Here is a 23,651-nt window from a genome sequence, read left to right on the forward strand (position 1 = left end):
TTATCCCTCCTTTCCCTTAAACGTCTTATGCGCATTCAAGTTATTTATCCTTTCATGTGCTATAAATAATATGCTCTCCGTAAGCTGGTAGATCATTACCCACATAATGCATCCGGAAAACACATATTTACCAAATATAATACTGCATATTACCACTATGCAGCCTCCTGTAGTGGCCATTATCCTGAACCTCTGCTTCTTTGCATCACTATACCTTGGTCTCTGAGGCGATTTAAAAGGTCCATAAAGCCACACTACAAGTATCCAGCATATAAGAACTAAAAGCTTCGCCGGTATTGCCACATCACATATATGTCCAAGCACAATACATACATAAAACACCCCAAAGGTCATCATGAGGCACTGATCACCTGTCTTTAAGTGAAAACCTCCAAGGAATGTTCTTGTAACACTTAATGCTATATAACAGGCAATATATTCTATACCAAAGCCTGATAGCAGGAACACCAGAAGCATTATCGCAAAATTCCCCACACCGTCCATAATAACCCTGATATAATAATTAAGCTTCTCCTTTTGTGTTTCCTTGTCGTTTTCGACATATTTCATCATATTATCAACTATTTTGTTACACAATGTCGCATTAATATCCATATCTTTATGTCTTTTTCCCCTTTATCCAATGTATAACAGTTCTATTTATGTCACTTTATGTTCTGACGTTATTTTCTCATATTGATTATTGTTTGTAAATATTCCGTTTGTTTTTTTTTATAACTTTTTTCGATCCTTTTCGAAATTTTTTTAGTTTCTCTCCGGATTGTCCTTTTAAAACAATGTTATAAATGATATAATCATCGTATATTTGGGCATATCCTTATCGGTATACCTGTTCCCTTAGTGAGGGGAAGGCATCCGTAATAAGAGGTGCTATAACAAAAGCCAAATTTTTAATGGACCGCTTTTCAATAGAGAGAGAAAGAATATGAGACTTTTACTAGTTGAGGATGATCCTATCCAACTGAAATATCTAAAGGTGCTGATCGAAGACAATTTTCCTGATATATCTGTAACTACATCAGGTACATACAAAGAAGCCATGAATATAATAGACACTGCGGCATATATAGATATATTTGTCCTGGATATAATGCTGACAGACACCGAAGACGATCCAGATGGTGTGTCCCTTGGTGTACACATAAAAGAACTGACAAAATATACTAATACCCCTGTTATATTCATAACATCCTATGAGTCAAGAATATACGAGGCTGTGAATGATGTCCATTGCTACTCTTTCATACCAAAGCCTGTGGACGAAAGCCTTCTCATGGATACTATTGATTCCCTGGCAAGACAAAACACAAAGAAAAATGATAACATAATCCTCAGGACGGAAAATGGTATAGCAGTTCCAATAGACCCTAACAAAATAGTATATATTTCTTCCATAAAAGGTGTAATAAAGATAAAAACCGAGGATGATTGCATATCCTCAAGTACATGGCGACTCAGCCGCCTGATGCCTACACTTCCGGGATACATGCTCAGGTGTCACAAGTGTTATATTGTCAACCTCAATCATGTGACAAATGTTGACTATACCACAAGAATGTGCCATACTGATGCAATAGAAAACGGTAATGTTATATCTCTTCCCATGGGAAGGGTGTATATTTCGGAAATAAGGGAGGCATTCAATGATAAAAGACATATTAGGTAGTCTTCCCGGCTGTGTCGGCGAAGCAACCATTATGCTCATAATTTTTTCAGGACTGTCTGGTATCAAGGGAAAGAAAAAGCTCCCAATATTTCTCGTATGGCTGGCTTCCATTTTTATCCCACCTTTATGTGGTCTTATACCTAACGAACTAACCGGTTGGTTACTGGGTTACTGCATATCCGTATTACTTCAGATAATCTGCTTCAGACTGACACCGTTAAATGGTCTTATGTTGACCGCCATCTATAATGTCTACCTTGATATTGCAGAAAACGCAACCATGGCTGTAATGCCTGTGGCTATAGCAACAGCTTCCCTTGATAATTATAAAACACAGGCGTTAGGTCTGGGAATTATAGCATTATTAACCTTGATAATTGTACTGGTACTTCCTGTCAAAAAATTATTTGACAAACTGTGCAACAGCAACATGATGGTAAAGTCTTCCGTATTGCTTGTTTATCTGATAGTTACCGGGGATATAGTCATGTCCAAATCATTTCCGTTGATGAATATAAAAATACTTCCATATATGGTTGTAATTCTCCTTGTTTTTGCCACAATGTCTATATTCTTGGCCAAGCAAAACCAAACGATCATCGAGGAAAACAGCAAGCTCGCTAGCTACATACAGTATCAGCCTATTATTGAAGACCTGATCAAAGATGTAATAAGACGTCAGCACGATTATGATAACAAGCTGCAGAATATAAAGGCTCTGCCATGTCTGTACAAAACATATGACGAGCTGGCATATGCCATCAATGAAGGATATTCGAGCATGTCCGTGGATATTGAAAGTTCCAAGCTGCTTAAGATCAACATGAAGATATTTGCAGCAATGCTGTTCAGCAAGCAGAAAGCGGCAGAAAAAGAGGGAATTACAATAAATATAAATCCGATGTCACAGAATCTCACCAGTACTCTTCCCGAGTATGAATTATCACGATGCGCCGGAATTCTGATTGATAATGCAATGGAGGCTGTGGGTGCTATGCCTGCACTACCGGACGGTCAGAATTATAACATTGATATCGTAATAAAACATCGGGACGGCAAGGTGGAATTCTCAGTGTCAAATCCATGCAATCCTCTTCCTGATAACTTTATGGATAAGCTCTTCAGGCCGGGATTTACTACAAAGGTATTCAACAAACCGCAGCATGGAATAGGGCTTTCAAACCTTAACTATATAATAACCAGAAACAACGGAGAGATCATGTTAGAAAAGCTTAAGCTTCCTACCGGCAATGGTTTGAGGATAGGCTTCAGAATATAATTTTAATCCGGTTCATTTTTCTGTAATACTAAAAAACCTTCAGTTGATATCCATATTTAATTCAACTGAAGGTTTTTCTTTACGTTCTATTTTTCTATATTAAGTTTGTATATCTGTCCGATACTGCTACAGTCTACTCCTCTGAAACAGCCTGGGTATCTTCTGCGATGGTCTTTACCGTATTAAGCAGTTCAAATACGTCACCGGAAGCTTTTTCTCTTGACATATCATATACATTTTCTATATATATAACCCTCTTCTCATCTATGTGTATATATATATCGTAGCCATACCTGGTATCTTTCTTATTCTTACCTGTATACGAATATACATCATAAGAAAACTCCCCAAACTTTTTATTTGCAGATACATAATCGGTTCCGTAAGTATCCTCCATAGAAGCAATATATTCCTTCTCAAGCTTCTTGAGATAGGTGGTTTCTGTGGCAGCAACAGTTATATTGCATTGTTCATGGTTCTCTGAATCATCAAATATCATGGTATCGGCATAGGTACTGCTTAGCTGCCATTTATCTCCGGAAGTATATTCTATATCTCCCTGCTGATACTCTCCTGCTTCAGTGTCTGTTGCTTCTGTATTATCCTCACTGGCAACCTTTACATTATTTCCGCCCGGCTTGTCCTCATCCTCAGAACTGCAGCCGGCAAATGAAAATGCTGCCACACACATCAACAGGCAAAGTGACACTGATTTTATGCTTATAATTCTCTTCATTTCCTCTTGCCACCTTTTATATATCAAAATTTGTAATACATTTTAGTTACTGTCTTACCTTAATATGAACCTCTCGAAGCTGCTGCTCTGTAACCTCCCCGGGTGCACCGCACATAAGATCCTGGGCATTTCCGTTCATAGGGAATGGGATGATCTCACGAATATTCTCTTCATTTCTTAAGAGCATTATCATACGGTCTACGCCCGGTGCCATACCTGCATGTGGTGGGGCTCCGAACTGAAATGCATTGTACAGTGCGCCGAACTTTGTCTTAAGATCTTCCTCTGTATAGCCTGCTATTTCAAATGCCTTAACCATAATCTGCATGTCATGGTTTCTTACGGCACCTGATGAAAGCTCAATACCATTACATACGATATCATACTGGTAAGCAAGTATATCAAGAGGATCCTTTGTATTAAGTGCCTCAAGGCCCCCCTGTGGCATTGAGAATGGATTATGGGTGAATATAATCTTCTTCTCTTCCTTGTCGTACTCATACATTGGGAAATCGTTAATATAACAAAATCTGAAAGCATTTTTCTCAAGAAGATCAAGTCTGTTACCAATCTCTGTACGAAGCTGACCTGCAAATGATGCTGCAAGCTCCTCTACATCTGCGATAAAGAATATTGTATCTCCTGCTGAAAGCTTAGCTGTATCAGCGATCTCTGACTTCATGTCATCCGGAATGAACTTGTCGATAGGTCCCTTATAGCTTCCGTCTTCAAGAACCTCAAGGTATCCGAGTCCGCCCATGCCTATGCTCTGTGCATACTTAAGAAGCTTCTCGTGCTGTCCCTTTGAAAGCTTTGCATGAACATTTATAGCCCTTACGGTCTTGCCGTGGAACGGCTTAAATGTACATCTCTGAAAGAAATCCGTAAGATCGATTATTCTAAGTGGGTTTCTGAGGTCAGGCTTATCTGTACCGAACTCAAGCATAGCCTGCTTGTAGCTGATGATAGGGTATGGAGCCTGTGTTACAACTGCACCTTCAGGTGCAAATTTCTCAAATGTCGCTGAGAGAACTTCTTCTCCTACCTTAAATACATCCTCCTGGGTAGCAAAGCTCATCTCAAAGTCAAGCTGATAAAACTCTCCAGGTGAACGATCTGCTCTTGCATCCTCGTCTCTGAAGCAAGGAGCGATCTGGAAATATTTGTCAAATCCGGCCACCATAAGTAACTGCTTATACTGCTGTGGTGCCTGCGGAAGTGCGTAGAACTTGCCCTTAAACTTTCTTGATGGAACGATATAATCTCTTGCTCCCTCAGGTGATGATGCGCAAAGGATAGGGGTCTGGATCTCCATGAAGCCCATCTCTGTCATCTTTGAACGAAGGTAGCTTATAACCTGACTTCTGAATATCATGTTATCCTTTACCTTTTTATTTCTCAGGTCAAGATATCTGTACTTTAATCTTACATCCTCTCTTGTCTCCTTGGATGTCATGATCTCAAACGGAATCTGCTTATACACCTTTCCGAGGATATCAACCTTATGAGCCTCAAGTTCTATTGTTCCTGTAGGAATCTTAGGATTGTATGTCTCCTCGTCTCTGTGCTCTATAACACCTTCTATTGATATACAGTCTTCCTTTGTGATGCCGTCAAGAAGTGATGTATCACGCATAACTACCTGAAGCACACCATACATGTCACGAAGATCGATAAACGAAACTCCACCGTGGTCACGGATATTCTCTACCCATCCGGCAACTCTGACTGTTGACGTTACATCTGCTTCTGTGATCTCATTTAATACTCTGTCACGATAAATGTTTTTGATTGTCATTGCTTTCCTCCTGATTTTTTCTGTTATTAAAAAATTAAAGAGCTTATGTTTATCCTGAATACTCATATTGCGAATATTCAGGACGAACATAAGCTCTCTACTGTCCGCGGTGCCACCTGCATTACCGGGAATTCAAATGCATATTAAAATGCCACCGATCACTATAGCTTCTCGGTCTGATCTCTCTCCGGTCCCTTAATATGCTGCTTAACGCACAGCAACGGCTCCCCTACTCTCTGATCACAGATTTCAGTTCACGGCTGTTAGAGTGTTATTCGTATCAATTCACTCTGTCGGACTTACACCATCTCCGGCTCGCTGTAAGCGATAACTGATATTACTTGTCTCCGTCATTGCCTTATATATTCTGTCAAAATTACCCATAAATTATAGTCCAGGTGGTTGATATTGTCAAGTGTCCATTACCGTGAATATAATATAACTGAATACACGCTCATTTTTCTGTTTATGCCATCTATACAGCATATGTCTATTACGCACTCAGCTTACATTTACTGTACATCTATATTTTTCATCAACTCTTTGAGCTTCTCGTAAACCTCCGGGTGGTGTTTCTTTAACTGTTCATCAAAGTTTTTATGGCGTTGCTCCATTCGTTCAAGGAGTTCCGGATGATCTGCCTTAAGCTTATCGTGGATCTTCTTACGACGGATCTCAATCCTTCTGGCAATGTTCTCCTCATCCTCTCCTGATATTCTTCCGATTTCTGCGATATGGGCCTCCAGATGTTCCAGCCACTCTTCCTCATCAATTGTAGCCAGCTCGTTCCAGTTACCGCTTATAAGGCTGTCAAAATCCTTTGTAAGCTTAAGCTTCTCTATTTCCTTTTCTATCTGGCTTTCTATGGCACTAAAAGCCTCGTCACCATATGCCCATACATATTCCTCTACGCTGTTCTCCACTCTCCTTCGAACCAGTGAATGATTGGTGCTGTGGTTTCCTTCTACTGGATATGGAGGCTCTATTCCCAGATCCTTCAGAGCGATCACCAGTGTCTTTCTCACCGCCCCATCCTCGAACATATCTGTCAGTCCATATTTTCTGAGCTGTCTGTTCACATCTGTGATATGCTCAGTCATGTAGAACTTTATCCCCTTACTCTTCAGTTTTCTGTATATGATATCAAGGCGTTCTGCCGCCGTCACATCTATGCTGCCTATTCCTGACGCATCAAGTATCACAGCCTTTGTGTCTTCCTTTATTCCGTCCTCTATGTCCTTCTGAAATATAGCAATATTCGCGAAGAACAGGTTACTGCTGAACCTGTATACTACTACGTTTCTGATAGGATATATATGCTTAAACCTGGATATATCCACAAATGTATCATTTCCCGGCAATACACCTAAGAAGCATCTTGGAGGATCTGCCGCCAGCTTAATAACATTTACAAACGAAAGAATAATGCCAATGACAACTCCGTAGATGGTACCCAGAAGCAGTACCCCTGCAAATGCTCCCACAAATATATAAAATTCTGCCTTGTTCACCTTAAAGAGTCTCACCGCAAGATGAAACTCCACTGCACTCATAAGGGCTGAGATCACTATTGCAGTAAGTACAGGCACAGGAAGGTACCCTATGAAGCCTGTGCCGAACAGCAATAACATCAACATGGCAAATCCGGCAATTATACTTGTAAGCTGTGTCTTCCCACCATACTGCTCGCTCATGGTGGTTCTTGATACAGAGCCGTTTATAGGACAGCAGCCTGTAAACGCTCCTGCCAGATTTCCAAGGGCAAACGCCAGTATCTCCTGATTATCGTTAAGTCTGTATCCGTTCTTCTGGGCAAATGAATTCTCTGCCAGCAATGTTTCCGCCATGATAACCACGGCAACCGTAAGGCTCACACCGATAATATTTGTCACGTTATAGGAATATATCTGTGGTATAACCAGGTGTGGTGCCCCGGACTCCACGGCAGCTAACATTGTAACACCATACTCCCCTAAGGATAGCAGCTTTGACATTACCGCCCCCGCAATCATTATAACTATAGCCATAGGGAATTTCGGCATAAGCTTTTTGGAAACTATAAGTATCACAAGAGCCACGCAGCCGAGAATAAGGGAAACTACGTTTATATTTCTTAATGACTTAACTATATGTATCACAAGCTCTACGCCCTCACCTGTTCCCGCCGTACCGCCAAACAGCTTCGGCACCTGCATAAGGATTATGGTGCAGCATATTCCTGATATGAATCCGCCCATAACCGGTGTGGATATGTAATTCACCAGTTTACCTGCTTTAAATACAAAGAACAGGATAAGCCAAAATGCTGTAAAGAATGTGATTATTGGCACTATCTCCATAGCCTGCTCACTTCCTGCCTCAACACCCATGGTGAGGAGTGCTGCCCCTACCAAAGCTGCCGGTGCCGCATCCACACCGAATATGAACTGTGGTGATGTTGAAAACAGTGCAAATATCAATATTGGGAACACGGAACCATACAGTCCGTATACCGCCGGCAAACCCGCTATCTGGGCATATCCCATGGATATAGGTATGGAAACTGCCGCAATTATTATTCCGGCAATTATGTCCGGAAGGAGATTTTTCTTATTATAATTTCTGATGGTATGTGCTATTGAAATCTTCATAATTTACCCCCCGCATTTTGAACATCAGCCCATAATAAATCGCCTACGGCGAGGGCTGACGCTGCATGTCAAGTTTTCATAGAAAACTTGACACAAGCTTTGAACATCAGCCCATTTAAAATTTGCCTTCGGCAAAGGGCTGACGCTGCATGTCAAGTTTTCATAGAAAACTTGACACAATCTCTATCAATCTTCACATCTCACTAAATGCCAGCGTGCTTTTCTTTTATATCAAATAAAGCGTTCACTGCAACTCTGTACTCATTTTCATTCCTGGCTTTCATTATCTTCTTTAATGCTTTACGGCTGCTATCACCTTCATCAAAAAGCTTTCCCATATATGCCCAGAGTTCCTTCATCTTGAACGAGGTATTTCCTGCCCCAAGCTCCGAGCAATATCTGTCATAAAGTTCATCATGAAAACCCTTTAATATTTTTACGTCTTTAACTACTTTTCCTGAAGTCGATATATTCTCCGCCTTTAGCACCCCTTCCGGGCTAAATCCTTTGTCTTCCCTTAACTCCTCCGCCTTTTTAAGTCTTCGCGGAAGATACGGGTCCGCGATCAAGCCCCGCCCCAGCATTACTGCTAATTCTTTATCATTCGAAGCTTTATTCACAACATTATTTATATCCTCTGTATTGCTTCTATCATTAGTATGGTCATCCACAATTTGAGTCCCTAACGTATCAGCCAGCCGTTGATAGTCTTCTACAGAATTTATATCCCCATTATAGCACAGCTTTCCCGGATAATTCTTCTGTGCATACAGATAGTCCTCCACTGCTGCCCTGCCCTTGTAATATTCCTTTTGTATCCTTGGATGGACTATCAGCTCTGTGATGGGATATTTATTATATATGTCAAGGATGTCCTGCCACTCGCTGTGGCTGTCCTTTCCCACTCTGGTCTTTATGGAGATCTTTACAACATCTGCGGCAAATATCTCGTAGAGAAATCTGTCCAGCTTATCTGTATCATAAAGCTGTCCCGAGCCCCGGTTCTTGCTCACCACTGTACCGGAGGGGCATCCAAGATTAAGATTTACCTCATCATAGCCATAGTCCTTAAGAAATCTCGCTGTCTTGAGAAATGCCTCACTGTCATTTGTCAGGAGCTGCGGTATCACATTCATGCCATTGTTATTCTCCGGGAGAATGTCCTTAAGCTCCCTGCCTCGCAAAGGTCTGCCTATAGCCGGAACTATAAAGGGTGTAAAATATTTGTCCACTCCGGAAAAATATCTGTCGTATGTAGTTCTGTATATATAGCCTGTTATGCCCTCCATAGGTGCCATGTATATACGCATTTTGTTTCTCCTTATATGTCCTTAAACCGAGCAAAAGGCTCATTACGCAAAATCGAGTAGGCTTCTCCTACTCGATTTATGCAATATATGTTATTTTACTGATATATTTAAATGTCCTCAACCCTTACTGCCTTCTTAACTGACAGTCTTTTTATGATATAGAATACCAGGCACATCATAGCGAGTCCTGCTGCAAACGGTACAAACGGATTCTTCGCGAAGCCTGCCACAATATATGTCAGACAGGATATAGCCGCCACTGTAAGAGCATACGGAAGCTGTGTGGATACATGATTCAGATGGTTACACTGTGCTCCCGCCGAAGCCATGATTGTTGTATCCGAAATAGGTGAGCAGTGATCTCCGCATACTGCACCTGCCATACATGCCGAGATAGCAATTACCATCATTGTGTGATCTGTTCCCTGGAATACATTTACAACGATAGGGATAAGGATACCGAAGGTTCCCCATGATGTTCCTGTGGCAAATGCAAGGAAACATGCAATAAGGAATATTATTGCAGGAATAAATGTTGCAAATGAATCCGGCATACCACCTACGACTGCCTTAACATATTCCTTGGCACCAAGGCTGTCTGTCATAGCCTTAAGAGTCCATGCCATAGTAAGTATCAGAATGGCAGGAACCATTGCCTTGAAGCCCTCAGGAAGACATCCCATTGCCTCAGAAAACTTCATTGAGCGTCTGATCATATAGAATATAACAGTGATTGCAAATGCAAAAAAGCTTCCGTACATAAGTCCCACTGAAGCAACACTGTTTGAAAATGCCTCTATGAAGCTTGCTCCGCTGAAGAATCCGCCTGTATATATCATTCCGATTATACAAGCAATTATAAGAACAACTATAGGGAACACCAGATCAATAACCTTACCATCGCTCTTGTCTTTTCCACTCTCAGCATTCTCATAAGGTCTGTCAGGTGTTGTGAACAGATCTCCCTTCATGGCATTGGCCTCATGTATCCTCATAGATCCGAAGTCGATCTTGAATACAATAAGGATTATCATCGCAATTATTGTAAAGAGTGCGTAATAGTTATACGGAATGGCCTTAAGGAACAGTCCGAAGCCATCCTCATCCTTTACAAATCCTGTAACTGCTGCTGCCCAGGATGATACCGGTGCAATGATACATACAGGTGCCGCAGTGGCATCAATAAGGTATGCCAGCTTAGCTCTTGATACCTGATGTTTGTCGGTTACCGGTCTCATAACACTACCTACTGTAAGGCAGTTGAAGTAGTCATCAATAAAGATAAGTACGCCAAGTACCAGTGTTGCAAGCTGTGCACCTATCCTGGTCTTGATGTGGACTGATGCCCATCGTCCGAACGCGGCAGAACCTCCCGCCTTGTTCATCATTGCAACCATAGTTCCAAGAATTACAAGGAAAATGATTATACCCATATTTCCACCATCTGTAAGCACCCCTACAAATCCATCCTGGAATACATGATTTACTGTTTCCTCAAACCGGAAATTTGAATAAAAAACTCCTCCTATCACAATACCAATAAACAATGAGCTGTACACTTCCTTAGTAATAAGTGCCAGCACAATGGCAACCACCGGTGGTATCAATGCCCAGAACGTGGCATACATGTCCGGTGTGTAAGCTGCTGCGTTAATCATACTTTTATCCCCTCTCGTTATAGTAAGGCGTAACGATGTCACCTACATCATTACTATAAATTACAATAATCAAAGGACGGCAAGACATTACATTAAATGTCCTGCCGTCCTGATATCACTTTTATATTTCGATATACTGACAGATCCTTATGGATCAGCCTGCCATTGATTACTCTACGCTGTAGTTTGGAGCTTCCTTAGTGATATGGATGTCATGCGGATGACTCTCCTTAAGTGAAGCTGCTGAGATCTTAACGAACTCTGCCTTATCATGAAGAGCCTCAATGTTCTCAGCACCGCAATAACCCATACCTGAACGTAAACCGCCGATAAGCTGGAATACTGTATCCTCAAGCGAGCCCTTGTATGCAACTCTTCCCTCAACACCTTCAGGAACAAGCTTCTTGGCATTCTCCTGGAAGTATCTGTCCTTGCTTCCGTTCTCCATAGCTGCAAGGCTTCCCATGCCTCTGTATACCTTGTACTTACGTCCCTGATAAAGTTCGAAATCACCAGGTGCCTCATCTGTACCTGCAAATAAGCTGCCCATCATGCAGACATTCGCACCGGCTGCAAGAGCCTTTGTGATATCGCCTGAATACTTGATACCGCCATCAGCAATAACAGGGATACCTGCGTTCTTAGCTGCGTCATAGGCCTGCATAATAGCTGTGATCTGCGGAACACCGATACCTGCAACAACTCTTGTTGTACAGATTGAACCAGGTCCGATACCGATCTTAACTGCATCTACGCCCATGTCTATCATTGCCTGTGCACCTGACTTGGTTGCAACATTTCCTGCGATAACCTGAAGATCAGGATACTTCTCCTTAACCATCTTGAAGGTACGGAGTACGTTTGCTGAATGACCATGTGCTGTATCTATAACGATAGCATCAACCTTGCTTGAAACAAGCTCTGCTACTCTGTCAAGAATATTAGCCGTACATCCTACAGCTGCTGCACAGAGAAGTCTGCCCTGTGAATCCTTTGCTGAATGCGGATACTTAATCTGTTTCTCAATATCCTTAATGGTAATAAGACCCTTTAATCTGAACTCATCGTCAACGATAGGAAGCTTCTCCTTACGCGCCTTGCCGAGAATCTTTCTTGCCTCATCAAGAGTAATGCCCTCATTTGCTGTAACAAGACCTTCTGCTGTCATTGACTCCTTAATCTTCTTCGAATAATCCTCTTCAAACTTAAGATCTCTGTTTGTGATAATGCCCACAAGCTTGCCGTTCTCAGTGATAGGTACACCTGAGATCCTGAACTTGGCCATAAGAGCATTAGCATCTGCTAATGTATGTTCCGGAGAAAGGTAAAATGGATCTGAAATTACACCATTCTCTGAACGCTTAACCTTGTCTACTTCTTCAGCCTGCTGCTCTATGGACATATTCTTATGAATTACTCCTATACCACCCTGACGAGCCATGGCAATAGCCATTCTGTGCTCAGTAACTGTATCCATACCGGCACTCATAAGCGGAATCTGTAATTTAATCTTCTGTGTCAAGTTTGTTGTCAAGTCAACGTCATTTGGGAGCACCTCTGAATATGCAGGTACTAAGAGGACGTCATCAAATGTAATTCCTTCGCCTATAATCTTACCCATTTCTTTTCTCTCTTTCCTTATAATTTTATAAGCCGCCCGAATGACTTCAGGCGACTATATTCGTAAAAAACACTTGAAATTAGACTAGCAAATATGAATTTCATTGTCAAGGTAATTATTATACAAATTCACCTGTCTTTTTTCGTTTTCTGTTAATGAATATTTTCATTGACATCTTCAGTCCGATCCAAATAATCCTTCACATAAAAATGTTTAGTCTGCATTCACCGTATCTTCCTCTGTACCGTCTGTGGTATCCTCACCATCCCCTTCATACAGGTATCCGTTGGTTCTTCCGATATCCACACTGTCCGAGCCGACCTGTGCCACATACACCTTCATGCCCGGATTGATATCATCCCCCGGATAGAACAGCGTATTCCTGTCAATATAAATGGTATTGCTCTTATATCCGTTATTTATCCATACATAACTGAACTCGTTAAAGTTCCTGCCATGGATATAGAAACCTGTCAACGTCTCCGGATCCGCCGCGTCGGCTTCTCCATCATCACCATCGTCACTTCCCGGCACATAAGTGTATGTTCCCGGTTCGATTCCGGTTATCTCTATCTTCTGTATTCCATAGGTCATTACATTTGTCCCGTAAGGCCATCCGTCAGGGAAGAGATATCTGTCTCCGTAGAGCATGTCATACTCAATATTCTTAAGGATATCATCATAGCCCTCATCGCCTATCTTATACAAGCTGTGGAACTTCTGGAGGGTTGCCTTAGGAAAACCGATCATATCAAAAAGCTTTGTGCCAAGCTGATATGCCTGAAGATCCTCGTCCTCCACAGGGAAATTGTCCATGTTGCTCCAGATAAAGTACTCTGTCTGGTAAAGGTCTCCGTTGTCAACAGAGTCATTTGTAAATTCAAATCCAGGAAGATGGTCACCATACATAACTACAACCACCGGTTCATCGAACTCTTTAAGTCTGTCTATAAGTCTTCCGATCTGCTCGTCCATTTCGTGAAGCATATTGCAATAATATGTCCACTGGGTATCAAGGATCTCATCACCGGTTCCTGTCTTAACATCTATAGGATAATCATAATTCTCCCGATCGATAGTAGTAGGATACTTTCCGTGTCCCTGCACGCTGACAGTAAACACAAAGTCTCTCTCATCAGTACTGTTCATTGCCTTGAATATCTCTCCCGGGAGCACGTCATCCTTCTCCCAGTACTTCGGTGTATGTGTTATGCCGTATATATATTCCTTCGGGGTAAATGTATCAAAGCCCAGGTATGAGTACACATTATATCTGTCATAGAATGTACCATCATGATTATGGATGGCGTGTGTACTGTAACCCATGTTCTTAAATTCAGTGGCAAGACTCTCACAGCTTGTATATCCGAGAACAGTCTTGTAAGGATACTCTCCCGCACCGAAATAATCCACGTTAAAGCCTGTAAGAAGTTCAAACTCAGAATTTGCAGTTCCTGCTCCAATGGCAGGCATTGAAAGAAATCCCGAAGTACATTCCGCCTTAAGCTTAGTAAAATTAGGCACCGGATCCTGGTTCATCTTAAGCCCCACAACATGGGATGGATCCATGAAGGACTCAAGCTGGATTATTATTACATTTGGAGACTGACTGGCAAACGGTGCATTTGAGGTTTCCGCATTGTCAAGGATCTCACCTATCTCAGCCATCTTCTCTTCACTGTAATCATCCGGCTTCTTAATGCCCACGTCCACCACGCTGTTGGAGAAGCAATATGCAAATCCATACCGGTCATAAGCAGTAGCCAGATTGGCGAAGTTATCAGAGATAGCTTTTGTATTTATGGCAAGTCTTGTAAACAGCATTACGCATATGAAAGTTGCCACAATGAATATTGTAGTCCTTATCCTGTATATATTTCCTGTTACTGTAGGCGACTTAATGAAAAGCAATATCATAACCGCCAGAGCCGCAAATAGCCCCACACCCAAAGTAGCAATCTGTCCCACCGTCAGATATTTATCTATAATGGTGAGGGTACTTCTGGTCATAAGGATATCTATAGCTGAAAATGGTGTGATTCTGAAACCGAGTACCACGCTGTTCGTTATTCCAAAAGCAAGCCATATTATTGTTATGAAGCAATAACCAAATAACCGCTTACGGATAAGCAAAGCCAGGGTAAGAGTAAAAAATATGATTGAGCAGTTATACAGATATATAAACGGATGCGCCCCTATATATCGAAAGGTATCCAATACCGAATGTCTACCCAGAATTTCAAGTATCACATCAAGTATTAATGCAATAATAACACACTGAAAGCCTGCCGTTTTAGGCAGCTTTTTTAGCTTCTCTTTCATCTCAGTCAGCCCTTTCTATATTTCTGTTTTTTTCTTTATCTTTACTCTGTTTTTACATGGGAAAGTAAAAAAAAGAAGCAACACACCTCTGTGCTGCTTCATACCTTTTTCAAGAGCGCGAGACGGGGATCGAACCCGCGACCCCCTCCTTGGCAAGGAGGTGCTCCACCGCTGAGCCACTCGCGCATTTCGGTGTTGTTTGCTCTGTGTCACTCACAACAATATGGATAATACCATACTCACCTATGGGTGTCAACAACTTTTTTTAAATTTTTTTATTTTCTCTGAGCTGTCGGCATAACAAAACGGATCAATAGAGCAACAACCATGTTGCATTCGACTCGTTGCCATAGCAAAAGAGCAACGTGCCCCCAAAAGTGGGCACGCTACATTTTATGATTAATAAATACTTTAACAGTTTCAACATGCCTTATGACATGTGCAAGGCTGGACGACCACGCTTGTGATATTCTGTCCGCCTATGTAATCTAAGGACTTAAGTCCTGCCTTAAGTACTCTGCTCCACTCACTGGCTGAAAGCTCTATAAACGACTGATCGTCAAATGCTATTACACAGGCATTCTCAACCTCACACCCAGCGCCACAGGCAACCTTATACATATTCTTCCTGTTGATGGCACCTATGTCCTCCAGTGTATTGACCATTCTGTATACTGTTGCGGAGCCTATCTTCTTATCTATCCTGGAAGCCTTATAATATATCTCCTTACAGGACGAGCACTCCTCCCCCAGGATGATATCAAGAAGCAGTAATCTCTGCTTTGTTATACGACATCCCATCTTTCTAAGCTTATCTATCACTATCTCTCTCTGAACTTTGTTGTCCGTATGAAAAAACTCACCGGAAGCTTCTCCGTTATATGCTTTGTTCACATCGGCGATCTGCATTGTTGCTTCCAAAACATCATCTCCTTGATTATAAGAAAATTATTTTCAAGTGCAAAAAAGTTAGGCTATACTAACCTTTTGCATTTGTTAGTATAGCCTAACTCAAATAAGTTGTCAATAACAAATCAGACTATATTGACACTTTTTTCAACTTAATCCGTTCATTATTTAAATTAATGATATTCCCTACATCTATCGGATCATATCTGATTCGTCAGCCGTTTCCACATTAAAGATAACGCTGGCCTTATACAGATCTCCGTCTATATCGATCTTAAACCTTCCGTCCATGATCTCGCACAGACTCTTGGCTATAGACAATCCCAGACCGCTGCCCTCTGTATTTCTGGACTGATCTCCTCTGACAAATCTCTCCATAAGCTCATCAGCACTTATATTAAGCTTATCCCTTGAGATATTCTTAAAGGTTATCTTCACGTTCTTTTCTGTCTTTATCACATCCACATAAACCCTGGTGTGTGGCATGGCATATTTGCAGATATTCCCAAGCATATTGTCAAACACTCTCCACAGGTGTCTTCCGTCGGCAACTATATATGCCGGAGTATCGGAATTAGTCACCACAAGCTCAAGCCCCGACTTCGCAAGTCTGTCATCATACTCAGCAACAGCCTGGTTCAGCAGGAGATTTGCATCCATAAGCTCCTTGTTCACCTCCAGATTCCCTGTAGATGCCTTAGACGCTTCCACCAGATCCTCAATGAGCTTTTTAAGCCTTAAGGACTGTCTCTTAAGGACATTGATATAGTCCCTGGCAGTTTCATCCTGTATATTCTGCTTATCCAGCAGATCTGTGTAATTAATAATGGAAGTAAGCGGAGTTTTGATGTCATGGGATACATTTGTTATAAGCTCTGTCTTCATCCTCTCGCTCTTCATCTTATCCTCAACAGCATTTTCGATACCGTCCTGGATCTTGTTGAGATTTTCACCATGCTTCTTAAACAGCCAGAACATGTATTTAGTATTTATCCTGTGATCAGTTTCACCTTCTGCTAAAAGTATTCCGCCCTTATAAAGCTCATACAGCTCCACAGCCGAAGTGATGAATATCACTATTCCCACCAGCTTTATTATTACATACAATGCTATGATCACCCATGCACCATACACTATATTACATATTACAGCCAGAGTGATTATCTCCGCCACAGTAAGGATTCCATAAAACAGAATTGCCTTTGTTATAAAGGTTATACGTTCTCCTATATATCTAAGGAACTGTCCTATTGCCTTAAACAGCTTCTTTATCCAGCCGAACAGTCTGACGATTATAGAGTGCTCAGCCACCACTCCGTTACAATAATTCTTCACCAGAAGCTGCAGGGACATCATGGATATAAATGCTATGAATGCCACAGCTATACCAAAGCCTGCAATAAGAGTAACGATGTACCTTGCCGGCCATTTTGCCAATATGTGAAACCATCCATAGTTATATCCAATATAACAATAAGCCGCTGCGATTATAAGTATACCGCATGCCATCTCAGCGTAATATATCTCTGCCGGTATCCTTTCACCGGTTCTGCTGTATCTGCTGTACCTTACTGTTCTTAACACTATAACCACCGCAGATATGAGCATACATATTATACTTAAAAGTGTTGTCACAAGACTCAGCTTATTGATCTTATTAAACCTTCCGGTGTTTGATATATAATAGGGATATGAGCTGCTTATCATGGTTTCCGGAGCCACATTGAGTCCTGTTTCTGTCTGAATATTTATAGGAACAAAATAATATATTTCAAGCTCATACTGATTAAGCACATTGTAGCTCTCTGTACTGTCTATGGAATTGGTCATATCATTTTCCTCTTCCAGTACCACCTCGGTATTAATATCCTCTGCGAAATCTCCATCCTCTGACGTAAATGTCTCACTTGTACTTTCATCTGTAGTCGGAACAGTGTCAGCAGTATCAGTATCACCATCACTATATCCGGTCACATTAAAGCCCTCTTCGTCAAAACCGGTGTCACTGTACAGATTCTCGTCCATATCTACCGGATAGATATTATAACCATATGCCTCATCGTTATAATATTCAGACTGGGCATATGCCGTTTCAGCTGCTTCAAAGCTTTCATATCTTCCCTTGTATGCAAGACGCTTAACCGTAACCTCTCCTGTATTGGTATAACTATAGTCGTACTCTTCACGATCTCCCATAGTGTTATATAGCACAATCTTATCAAGCCCCAGGTTCTGATCCGTCAAAGCACCTGTCTGATCCTCTGCCCATACAGTCACACGACAGTCAAGCATACCCGCATCGAGAGTATCCTTCAGATCACTATCACTGCCAAGAAAGTTTCTAAGCTCCATGATGTAGTACTTGTTGCCCAGCTCCTGATATTTAAAGTCATAGAAGTCATACACTATCTGCTGCACCTGATCCTCAGCACTTGAGGACCATTCACGCACCTCCGACCTTATATCGAAATTGTCACCGTTATAGGATGACACATACACAAATAGCACGGACATCACCGCACAAGCCGCTGCCAGTACAAAAACAAAATATGCCAGTATATTCTTTTTATCGTTCAAATGTTTCCTTGTTTCTGATACCTTTTTCTCCTCAGCTCTGGTACTACTTTCATCCATATTGGTCTGCTCCTCTTTTTGTCACATTACATAATTTTCCTAAAAAAGCCACAAGCCTACTGCTTCTCCAGCTTATAGCCCTGTCCCCAGATAACCTTTATATATCTTGGATTACCCGGATCTATCTCTATCTTTTCACGCAAATGTCTTATATGTACAGCTACCGCACTCTCTGAGCCATAAGGTGTTTCATGCCATACAGCCTCATATATATCCCGCGGAGAATAAACATTTCCCACATGCTCCATAAGGAACTTAAGGATATCAAATTCTGTCGGTGTAAGATTAACCTTCTCTCCGTCAAGCCTAACTTCCTTTGTTGCGTTTGTCAGCTCTATGCCACCATTCTTAAGACAATCCTTCTCTATATTGCCTCCACCAAGTGTCATGTATCTTCTGATCTGAGACTTGACTCTGGCTATAAGCTCCACAGGATTAAACGGCTTTGTCACATAATCATCAGCTCCCACAGTGAGACCCAGGATTTTGTCTGTATCCTCTCCCTTTGCTGTAAGCATGATCACAGGAACATTCTTTTCCTCTCTGATCTTAGTCATGGCTGTCATGCCATCCATAACCGGCATCATTATATCCATTATCACAAGCTGGATATCTTCCTTAAGAGCCACATCAACCGCTTCCTGTCCGTTAAACGCTGTATATACCTTATAGCCCTCTGTAGTGAGGTAGATCTTTAACGCGTCCGTTATATCTCTTTCATCATCACATACCAATATATTGTACATATAAAACCCCTTTCGTGCTGCACTGTCTTACCATGGTAGCTTTATTATAGGCTACCTCTGCTTTAAGAAACAATCCACCAAATTATTAAATAATCTTTAACGCTTTGTCTATTATACATATTTTTCCTTGAAATTTAAACAAGAAGCAGAAGTTAATATATGAATAATTTTCCAGTATCTTTCGAACCACTTTCAAATAATTTACATTGGATTTCCGGGTCTCCCCCTTGTATATAACGCAGTACACGCTTCATTTTCTATTCGGTTCGCACGCTTATAAGCCTGCAGTCGCTCAAACTCGCCCTACGGGCTCAAACATGAGCTTGGTGCAGGCAGCTAGTGCAAACCTCATTACGAAAGCCTCGCTATTGTACTGCTTTTATATACAAAGGGGGAGTCAAATAAGGAATAGGCAAATGGCTGGAGCTACATATCAAGTTTTCATAGAAAACTTGACACAATCCTTGAAAGTTGCCCCGAATTCGTTTACTATTAAATTCACCATACAGTTCCTTGAAGATGCAAGGACACTAAAAAGAATTGAGGTATATCAGATGACAAAAAAAGACGTACTGGAAATAAGACACCGCTTCTCCCCTGCCACCTGCTCCATAGGTAAGATCTGTGGATGTTATGTGGACGGAGACCGTAAGAAAGTAGCATACATAGACTCAGCCTTTCTTTCTCTTCCTGAGGAGGAAAGCTTCAAATATTTTGACATTTTCAAAAAAAATCTGTCCGGCTCCATAGGTAAGAACCTGGTTACAATGCCATTTCCTACCGAAAGTGAGTTTGATGACGGAACCCAGAGCTTTCTTATGAAGCTCAGAAAATCCGAGTTAAGAGATCCTGCCCTTGTGGAGGAATTTTATGACAAGGTTATCGAAAGCTATGACTATACCGGCAACTACCTGATCCTGCTCATACACGACAGATACGATATTCCCGGCAAGACAAGTGACGGCATAACCATGGATGACGCTTCCGACGAGGTATATGAATACATTATGTGCTCCATCTGCCATGTAAACTTAAGCAAGGCGGGTCTAAGCTATTTCGACAATGACAACACCTTCCACAACAGAGTAAGGGACTGGATTGTTGACATGCCTGACATAGGCTTCCTGTTCCCCGCATTCATAGACAGAAGTACAGACATCCACAACGTCCTTTACTATACCAAGAACGCAGAGGACCTTCACTTCAGCTTCATTGACGGCATCCTTGGCACCGGTGCCCCGGTATCCGCCGAGAACCAGAAGGAGACTTTCCAGACCATCATCACCGAAACCCTGGGGAATAACTGCGACTATGAGGTTGTAAAGTCCATTCATGAAAATCTTAATGAAATGATAACCGAGCAGAAGGATAACCCTGAACCTCTCACCCTTTCTAAGACCTCCATCAAGAGGCTGCTGTCTGAAAGCGGTGTGCCTGATGAGAAGCTTGAGGACTTTGACACGAAGTTCGAAGATGCAGCAAAGACCGTGGTTCCTGTAAAGCCTGTATCAAATGACGCCTCTGTCCCTGAGCCACCGGCACCTAAGGTCACCTTATATGCAAATAACCTTGCAAATACCCGTGCCTTTGAGGTCAAGACCCCCGATGTGGTTATAAAGGTAAATCCTGACAGAACCGATCTTATTGAGACCAGGGAAATTGACGGAAAAAAATGTATAGTCATTGAGATAAATGATGAAGTAACCGTAAACGGTATTGTGGTGAAATAAGACACAGACAGTCCAAAAACAGTATTCAAAAAACAAGCGTCAACGAATAACCTGTAAAAAATGCAAGAAAATAAAAGCACTTCCGGGAACCAGTTTGTACCATCTTCTAATCATTAGATTTTCAGATCTAACTTTAGGGCGGCACGTTTTCTGATATCCAAAGTGCTTTTTATTTTTGTAATTTATTCTTGAAGTTATATTTCTTTTTTCTTATTTTTTTACTGATTTTTCGGCTATTATCATAATAGTCCTTGTTTTATCTGCCGAGTATCTCATATACAAATGCCACCATATCCATGGTTGAATATTTCTTCATGAGTTCTTCTATCAGCTCAAGATTTTCATCCGAGTGTTCTATCTCCCTTGAATATTTGTAAGCATATTCCACGCAACGATTGAGCACCAGTCTCCTACTTTCAAGCCACTTTGTCTTTATGAATATGGCAATGATCAGAGTAGAATATATTGCCGCCTTAAGCTTATTTAAAGTCCTGCCATCATACACTCCACCGACATAATATATGTATATAAAATATATTGCGATCTGCTCCATCATTATATCAAAGCGTTCATTCTCCCGTTCGTTCCGGATACCCTCCATGGTATTTATGTCGGTACGTGCAGAGGCCCCGTTGTCCTCCAGCTCTTCTATACAATCCTCTATCATATCCGGCCAGTAATCATTTAACACTTCGAAATAATCAAGGCTCTCCAGAAGTCTTATGGCAGTCTCAGTGTTCATGCCATTGTAATATTTCTCCCTTTGTCTACGGCTTCTGCTTCCACCACCCATGTACGGAGGCTTTCTTCCTCCGATACGCCTTTTCATCTCTGCTTCAAATTTTCCGATGGAAATATTTCTGTACTTCTCAGCAACATTTTCAATGTCAAAGAGATTGTTATCCACAAGTCTTCTTGACACGTCATGAGCCAGAGACAACACCATTGCAAATCTTGTACTGATATCCAGCTCTCTCTTCTGGATAATATCCACCATAAGTGATCTTATATCGCACAAAATACCATATAGAAGATTGTCAAATTCTTCATAGGTTTCTGATCTATCATTTTCTTTATGGAGATAGGTAACCTTCCCGTTATGGGACAGAAGCAGCCTTGCCACCTCAGGGCAGGACAGAGCAAGGGATTTCTCACGGACATTTTCAAATTCCTCAATATGCCTTGGATACACCCTGCAGGTTCTGCACAGGTACTCAGGACCTATATCACTGTGGATGTCGCACAATCCCTCTTCATTTAAGAAGGCGCACCGGTCATTTATCTGATGGTACACCTTTTCTTTGTGATCTATTGAATTTTTAAGTCTCGTCCTGAAGGGTTCCTCCACTTTGTCATATCTGGCGAGGGTCCTGTCATCTATGACTATCTGCCACTTTGCACAGCAGGTGTCGGGACAGCTCCCGGCGAGACATCTGAATTTGTTATAATAATCAGGGAAATATATATCCATACCACTCACATCTTAAGCATCTTTTTCTTCTTTAATATCAACGCAATAAGTATACTCACCAAAAGAATGATACCGCACACGATCTCAAATCCATAAGGTGTATTTGCCAGGGGCATCCACTTGGCACTCACATTCATTCCGTATATACCCGAAATAATAGTCGGTATTGCCATAACGATGGTAATAGCTGCAAGGAACTTCATTACATTATTAAGCCGGTTATTGATTACGGTAGTCATAAGCTCTCTTGTACCGTTTATGATATCTCTGTAGATAGTTGTCATCTCGATAGCCTGCTTGTTCTCCACAACAACATCATCGAGAAGCTCTCTGTCCTCAGGATACTGCTTTATACTGCTGTATCTTGTAAGCTTATCAAGAACTACGCCATTTGCCCGGAGTGATGTGGCGAAGTAAACAAGGTTAGATTCCAGTTCGTGAAGATCTATGAGATCTGCATCCTCGGTCTCTTCCTGGATTCTCTGCTCTATGATTATCCTCCGTCTGTCCATTACTCGAAGGTAATACTGGTAGGTCATGCAGTTCCTGTAGAGTATCTGGTACATGAGCCTCATCCGCTTCTTTGTACTGATATCTCTGACTTTTCTCTCTACAAATGCTTCCAGAACCGGAGTTTCTTCTGCACACACAGTGACTATGTACTGATCTAACAATATGATACCAAGAGGGATTGTGGTGTACGCCTCTCGGTCATTTCTTATTTCTATAGATGGGATATCCACAAGTATGAGGGTGTAATTCTTCTCTACCTCCACACGGGAACTCTCCTCATCATCGAGGGCGGCTCTTACATCTGCCAGATCAATGTCGAATTTCTCTGCGATAAAGCGGCTCTCTTCCACTGTGGGTTTAGTAAGCTGGATCCATGCGTCCGGTTCATAGCTGTCTATTTCCGATATTATCTTCTGCTCTGTCTTATAAAGCTTGATCATGAACTCAACCTCCGATCCTGTGGTTTTCTTCTTATATGAGGGTGTTCCCTGCAAGGACACTTACCCACGAGTAATACTACCATAATAATGGGTGTGTTTCAAGAATTTATATTTTTACATGGTCATTACATAGACACTTCCTTTGTCCCGTTGCGTGTCATATACTA

General features: G+C 41.6%; 16 protein-coding genes and 1 tRNA gene. 3 read left to right on the top strand and 14 right to left on the bottom strand.

Annotation, left to right across the window (positions count from 1 at the left end; all coding sequences use genetic code 11):
* Entirely contained in the window at positions 1 to 615 is a 615-nt protein-coding gene (locus tag DXB54_RS09505) for an accessory gene regulator B family protein (RefSeq protein ID WP_118695047.1), read from the bottom strand.
* A gap of 331 nt (positions 616 to 946) precedes the next feature.
* Between DXB54_RS09505 and DXB54_RS09510 the strand changes: the two genes are divergently transcribed.
* Together DXB54_RS09510 and DXB54_RS09515 are read left to right on the top strand one after the other, a co-directional pair.
* A complete protein-coding gene (locus DXB54_RS09510; RefSeq protein WP_118695048.1) occupies positions 947 to 1,687 on the top strand; it encodes a LytR/AlgR family response regulator transcription factor in 741 nt (246 codons plus the stop codon).
* Positions 1,665 to 2,966, top strand: a complete 1,302-nt coding sequence (locus tag DXB54_RS09515) for a sensor histidine kinase (RefSeq protein WP_118695049.1) — start codon at positions 1,665 to 1,667, stop codon at positions 2,964 to 2,966. The genes DXB54_RS09510 and DXB54_RS09515 overlap by 23 nt, the downstream gene beginning before the upstream one ends.
* 133 nt (positions 2,967 to 3,099) lie before the next feature.
* Here DXB54_RS09515 and DXB54_RS09520 read toward each other — a convergent pair whose 3' ends face one another.
* The 11 genes from DXB54_RS09520 to DXB54_RS09570 all read right to left on the bottom strand — a co-directional run bounded on the left by DXB54_RS09520 (position 3,100) and on the right by DXB54_RS09570 (position 19,330).
* Positions 3,100 to 3,702 carry a hypothetical protein gene (locus tag DXB54_RS09520; RefSeq protein WP_118695050.1) on the bottom strand — a complete coding sequence of 201 codons (603 nt, stop codon included), beginning with the start codon at positions 3,700 to 3,702 and terminating at the stop codon, positions 3,100 to 3,102.
* A gap of 46 nt (positions 3,703 to 3,748) precedes the next feature.
* On the bottom strand, positions 3,749 to 5,500 hold the full coding sequence (aspS, locus tag DXB54_RS09525) for an aspartate--tRNA ligase (protein ID WP_021937477.1): 1,752 nt from the start codon (positions 5,498 to 5,500) through the stop codon (positions 3,749 to 3,751).
* A 512-nt stretch (positions 5,501 to 6,012) separates the two neighbouring features.
* Positions 6,013 to 8,130 (bottom strand): SulP family inorganic anion transporter, encoded by a 2,118-nt coding sequence (locus DXB54_RS09530; protein WP_118695051.1) that lies wholly within the window; start codon positions 8,128 to 8,130, stop codon positions 6,013 to 6,015.
* A 203-nt stretch (positions 8,131 to 8,333) separates the two neighbouring features.
* Complete coding sequence (locus DXB54_RS09535; RefSeq protein WP_118695052.1) at positions 8,334 to 9,440, bottom strand: tRNA dihydrouridine synthase; 1,107 nt, start codon at positions 9,438 to 9,440, stop codon at positions 8,334 to 8,336.
* Between the two features lie 107 nt (positions 9,441 to 9,547).
* Complete coding sequence (locus tag DXB54_RS09540) at positions 9,548 to 11,098, bottom strand: Na+/H+ antiporter NhaC family protein (protein ID WP_021937474.1); 1,551 nt, start codon at positions 11,096 to 11,098, stop codon at positions 9,548 to 9,550.
* A gap of 169 nt (positions 11,099 to 11,267) precedes the next feature.
* The gene (gene guaB / locus DXB54_RS09545; protein WP_118695053.1) at positions 11,268 to 12,719 is read right to left on the bottom strand and encodes an IMP dehydrogenase; all 1,452 of its coding nucleotides are present in this window, start codon (positions 12,717 to 12,719) and stop codon (positions 11,268 to 11,270) included.
* A gap of 213 nt (positions 12,720 to 12,932) precedes the next feature.
* Positions 12,933 to 15,041, bottom strand: coding sequence for an LTA synthase family protein (locus DXB54_RS09550; RefSeq protein WP_118695054.1), 2,109 nt, complete (start codon positions 15,039 to 15,041; stop codon positions 12,933 to 12,935).
* A gap of 114 nt (positions 15,042 to 15,155) precedes the next feature.
* Positions 15,156 to 15,227: transfer RNA gene (locus tag DXB54_RS09555), tRNA-Gly, on the bottom strand.
* Between the two features lie 234 nt (positions 15,228 to 15,461).
* Positions 15,462 to 15,962 carry a transcriptional repressor gene (locus DXB54_RS09560; protein ID WP_021937471.1) on the bottom strand — a complete coding sequence of 167 codons (501 nt, stop codon included), beginning with the start codon at positions 15,960 to 15,962 and terminating at the stop codon, positions 15,462 to 15,464.
* 180 nt (positions 15,963 to 16,142) lie between these two features.
* Positions 16,143 to 18,584, bottom strand: a complete 2,442-nt coding sequence (locus DXB54_RS09565) for a sensor histidine kinase (RefSeq protein ID WP_118695055.1) — start codon at positions 18,582 to 18,584, stop codon at positions 16,143 to 16,145.
* Between the two features lie 56 nt (positions 18,585 to 18,640).
* The gene (locus tag DXB54_RS09570; protein WP_021937469.1) at positions 18,641 to 19,330 is read right to left on the bottom strand and encodes a response regulator transcription factor; all 690 of its coding nucleotides are present in this window, start codon (positions 19,328 to 19,330) and stop codon (positions 18,641 to 18,643) included.
* A gap of 554 nt (positions 19,331 to 19,884) precedes the next feature.
* Between DXB54_RS09570 and DXB54_RS09575 the strand changes: the two genes are divergently transcribed.
* On the top strand, positions 19,885 to 21,060 hold the full coding sequence (locus DXB54_RS09575) for a DUF4317 domain-containing protein (protein ID WP_118695056.1): 1,176 nt from the start codon (positions 19,885 to 19,887) through the stop codon (positions 21,058 to 21,060).
* A gap of 256 nt (positions 21,061 to 21,316) precedes the next feature.
* Here DXB54_RS09575 and fliB read toward each other — a convergent pair whose 3' ends face one another.
* On the bottom strand, positions 21,317 to 22,531 hold the full coding sequence (fliB, locus tag DXB54_RS09580; RefSeq protein ID WP_118695057.1) for a flagellin lysine-N-methylase: 1,215 nt from the start codon (positions 22,529 to 22,531) through the stop codon (positions 21,317 to 21,319).
* Between the two features lie 5 nt (positions 22,532 to 22,536).
* A complete protein-coding gene (locus DXB54_RS09585; RefSeq protein WP_021937466.1) occupies positions 22,537 to 23,484 on the bottom strand; it encodes a magnesium transporter CorA family protein in 948 nt (315 codons plus the stop codon).
* Positions 23,485 to 23,651: the final 167 nt, after the last annotated feature.

Origin of the sequence: Coprococcus sp. OM04-5BH, from assembly GCF_003482105.1 — a bacterium.
Classification (GTDB): domain Bacteria; phylum Bacillota; class Clostridia; order Lachnospirales; family Lachnospiraceae; genus Coprococcus.

Excerpts from the sequence above, each read along its gene's own strand:
- DXB54_RS09505 (WP_118695047.1), bottom strand. The coding sequence starts at position 615 with ATGGATATTAATGCGACATTGTGTAACAAAATAGTTGATAATATGATG.
- DXB54_RS09510 (WP_118695048.1), top strand. The coding sequence starts at position 947 with ATGAGACTTTTACTAGTTGAGGATGATCCTATCCAACTGAAATATCTA.
- DXB54_RS09515 (WP_118695049.1), top strand. The coding sequence starts at position 1,665 with ATGATAAAAGACATATTAGGTAGTCTTCCCGGCTGTGTCGGCGAAGCA.
- DXB54_RS09520 (WP_118695050.1), bottom strand. The coding sequence starts at position 3,702 with ATGAAGAGAATTATAAGCATAAAATCAGTGTCACTTTGCCTGTTGATG.
- aspS (WP_021937477.1), bottom strand. The coding sequence starts at position 5,500 with ATGACAATCAAAAACATTTATCGTGACAGAGTATTAAATGAGATCACA.
- DXB54_RS09530 (WP_118695051.1), bottom strand. The coding sequence starts at position 8,130 with ATGAAGATTTCAATAGCACATACCATCAGAAATTATAATAAGAAAAAT.
- DXB54_RS09535 (WP_118695052.1), bottom strand. The coding sequence starts at position 9,440 with ATGCGTATATACATGGCACCTATGGAGGGCATAACAGGCTATATATAC.
- DXB54_RS09540 (WP_021937474.1), bottom strand. The coding sequence starts at position 11,098 with ATGATTAACGCAGCAGCTTACACACCGGACATGTATGCCACGTTCTGG.
- guaB (WP_118695053.1), bottom strand. The coding sequence starts at position 12,719 with ATGGGTAAGATTATAGGCGAAGGAATTACATTTGATGACGTCCTCTTA.
- DXB54_RS09550 (WP_118695054.1), bottom strand. The coding sequence starts at position 15,041 with ATGAAAGAGAAGCTAAAAAAGCTGCCTAAAACGGCAGGCTTTCAGTGT.
- DXB54_RS09565 (WP_118695055.1), bottom strand. The coding sequence starts at position 18,584 with ATGGATGAAAGTAGTACCAGAGCTGAGGAGAAAAAGGTATCAGAAACA.
- DXB54_RS09570 (WP_021937469.1), bottom strand. The coding sequence starts at position 19,330 with ATGTACAATATATTGGTATGTGATGATGAAAGAGATATAACGGACGCG.
- DXB54_RS09575 (WP_118695056.1), top strand. The coding sequence starts at position 19,885 with ATGACAAAAAAAGACGTACTGGAAATAAGACACCGCTTCTCCCCTGCC.
- fliB (WP_118695057.1), bottom strand. The coding sequence starts at position 22,531 with ATGGATATATATTTCCCTGATTATTATAACAAATTCAGATGTCTCGCC.
- DXB54_RS09585 (WP_021937466.1), bottom strand. The coding sequence starts at position 23,484 with ATGATCAAGCTTTATAAGACAGAGCAGAAGATAATATCGGAAATAGAC.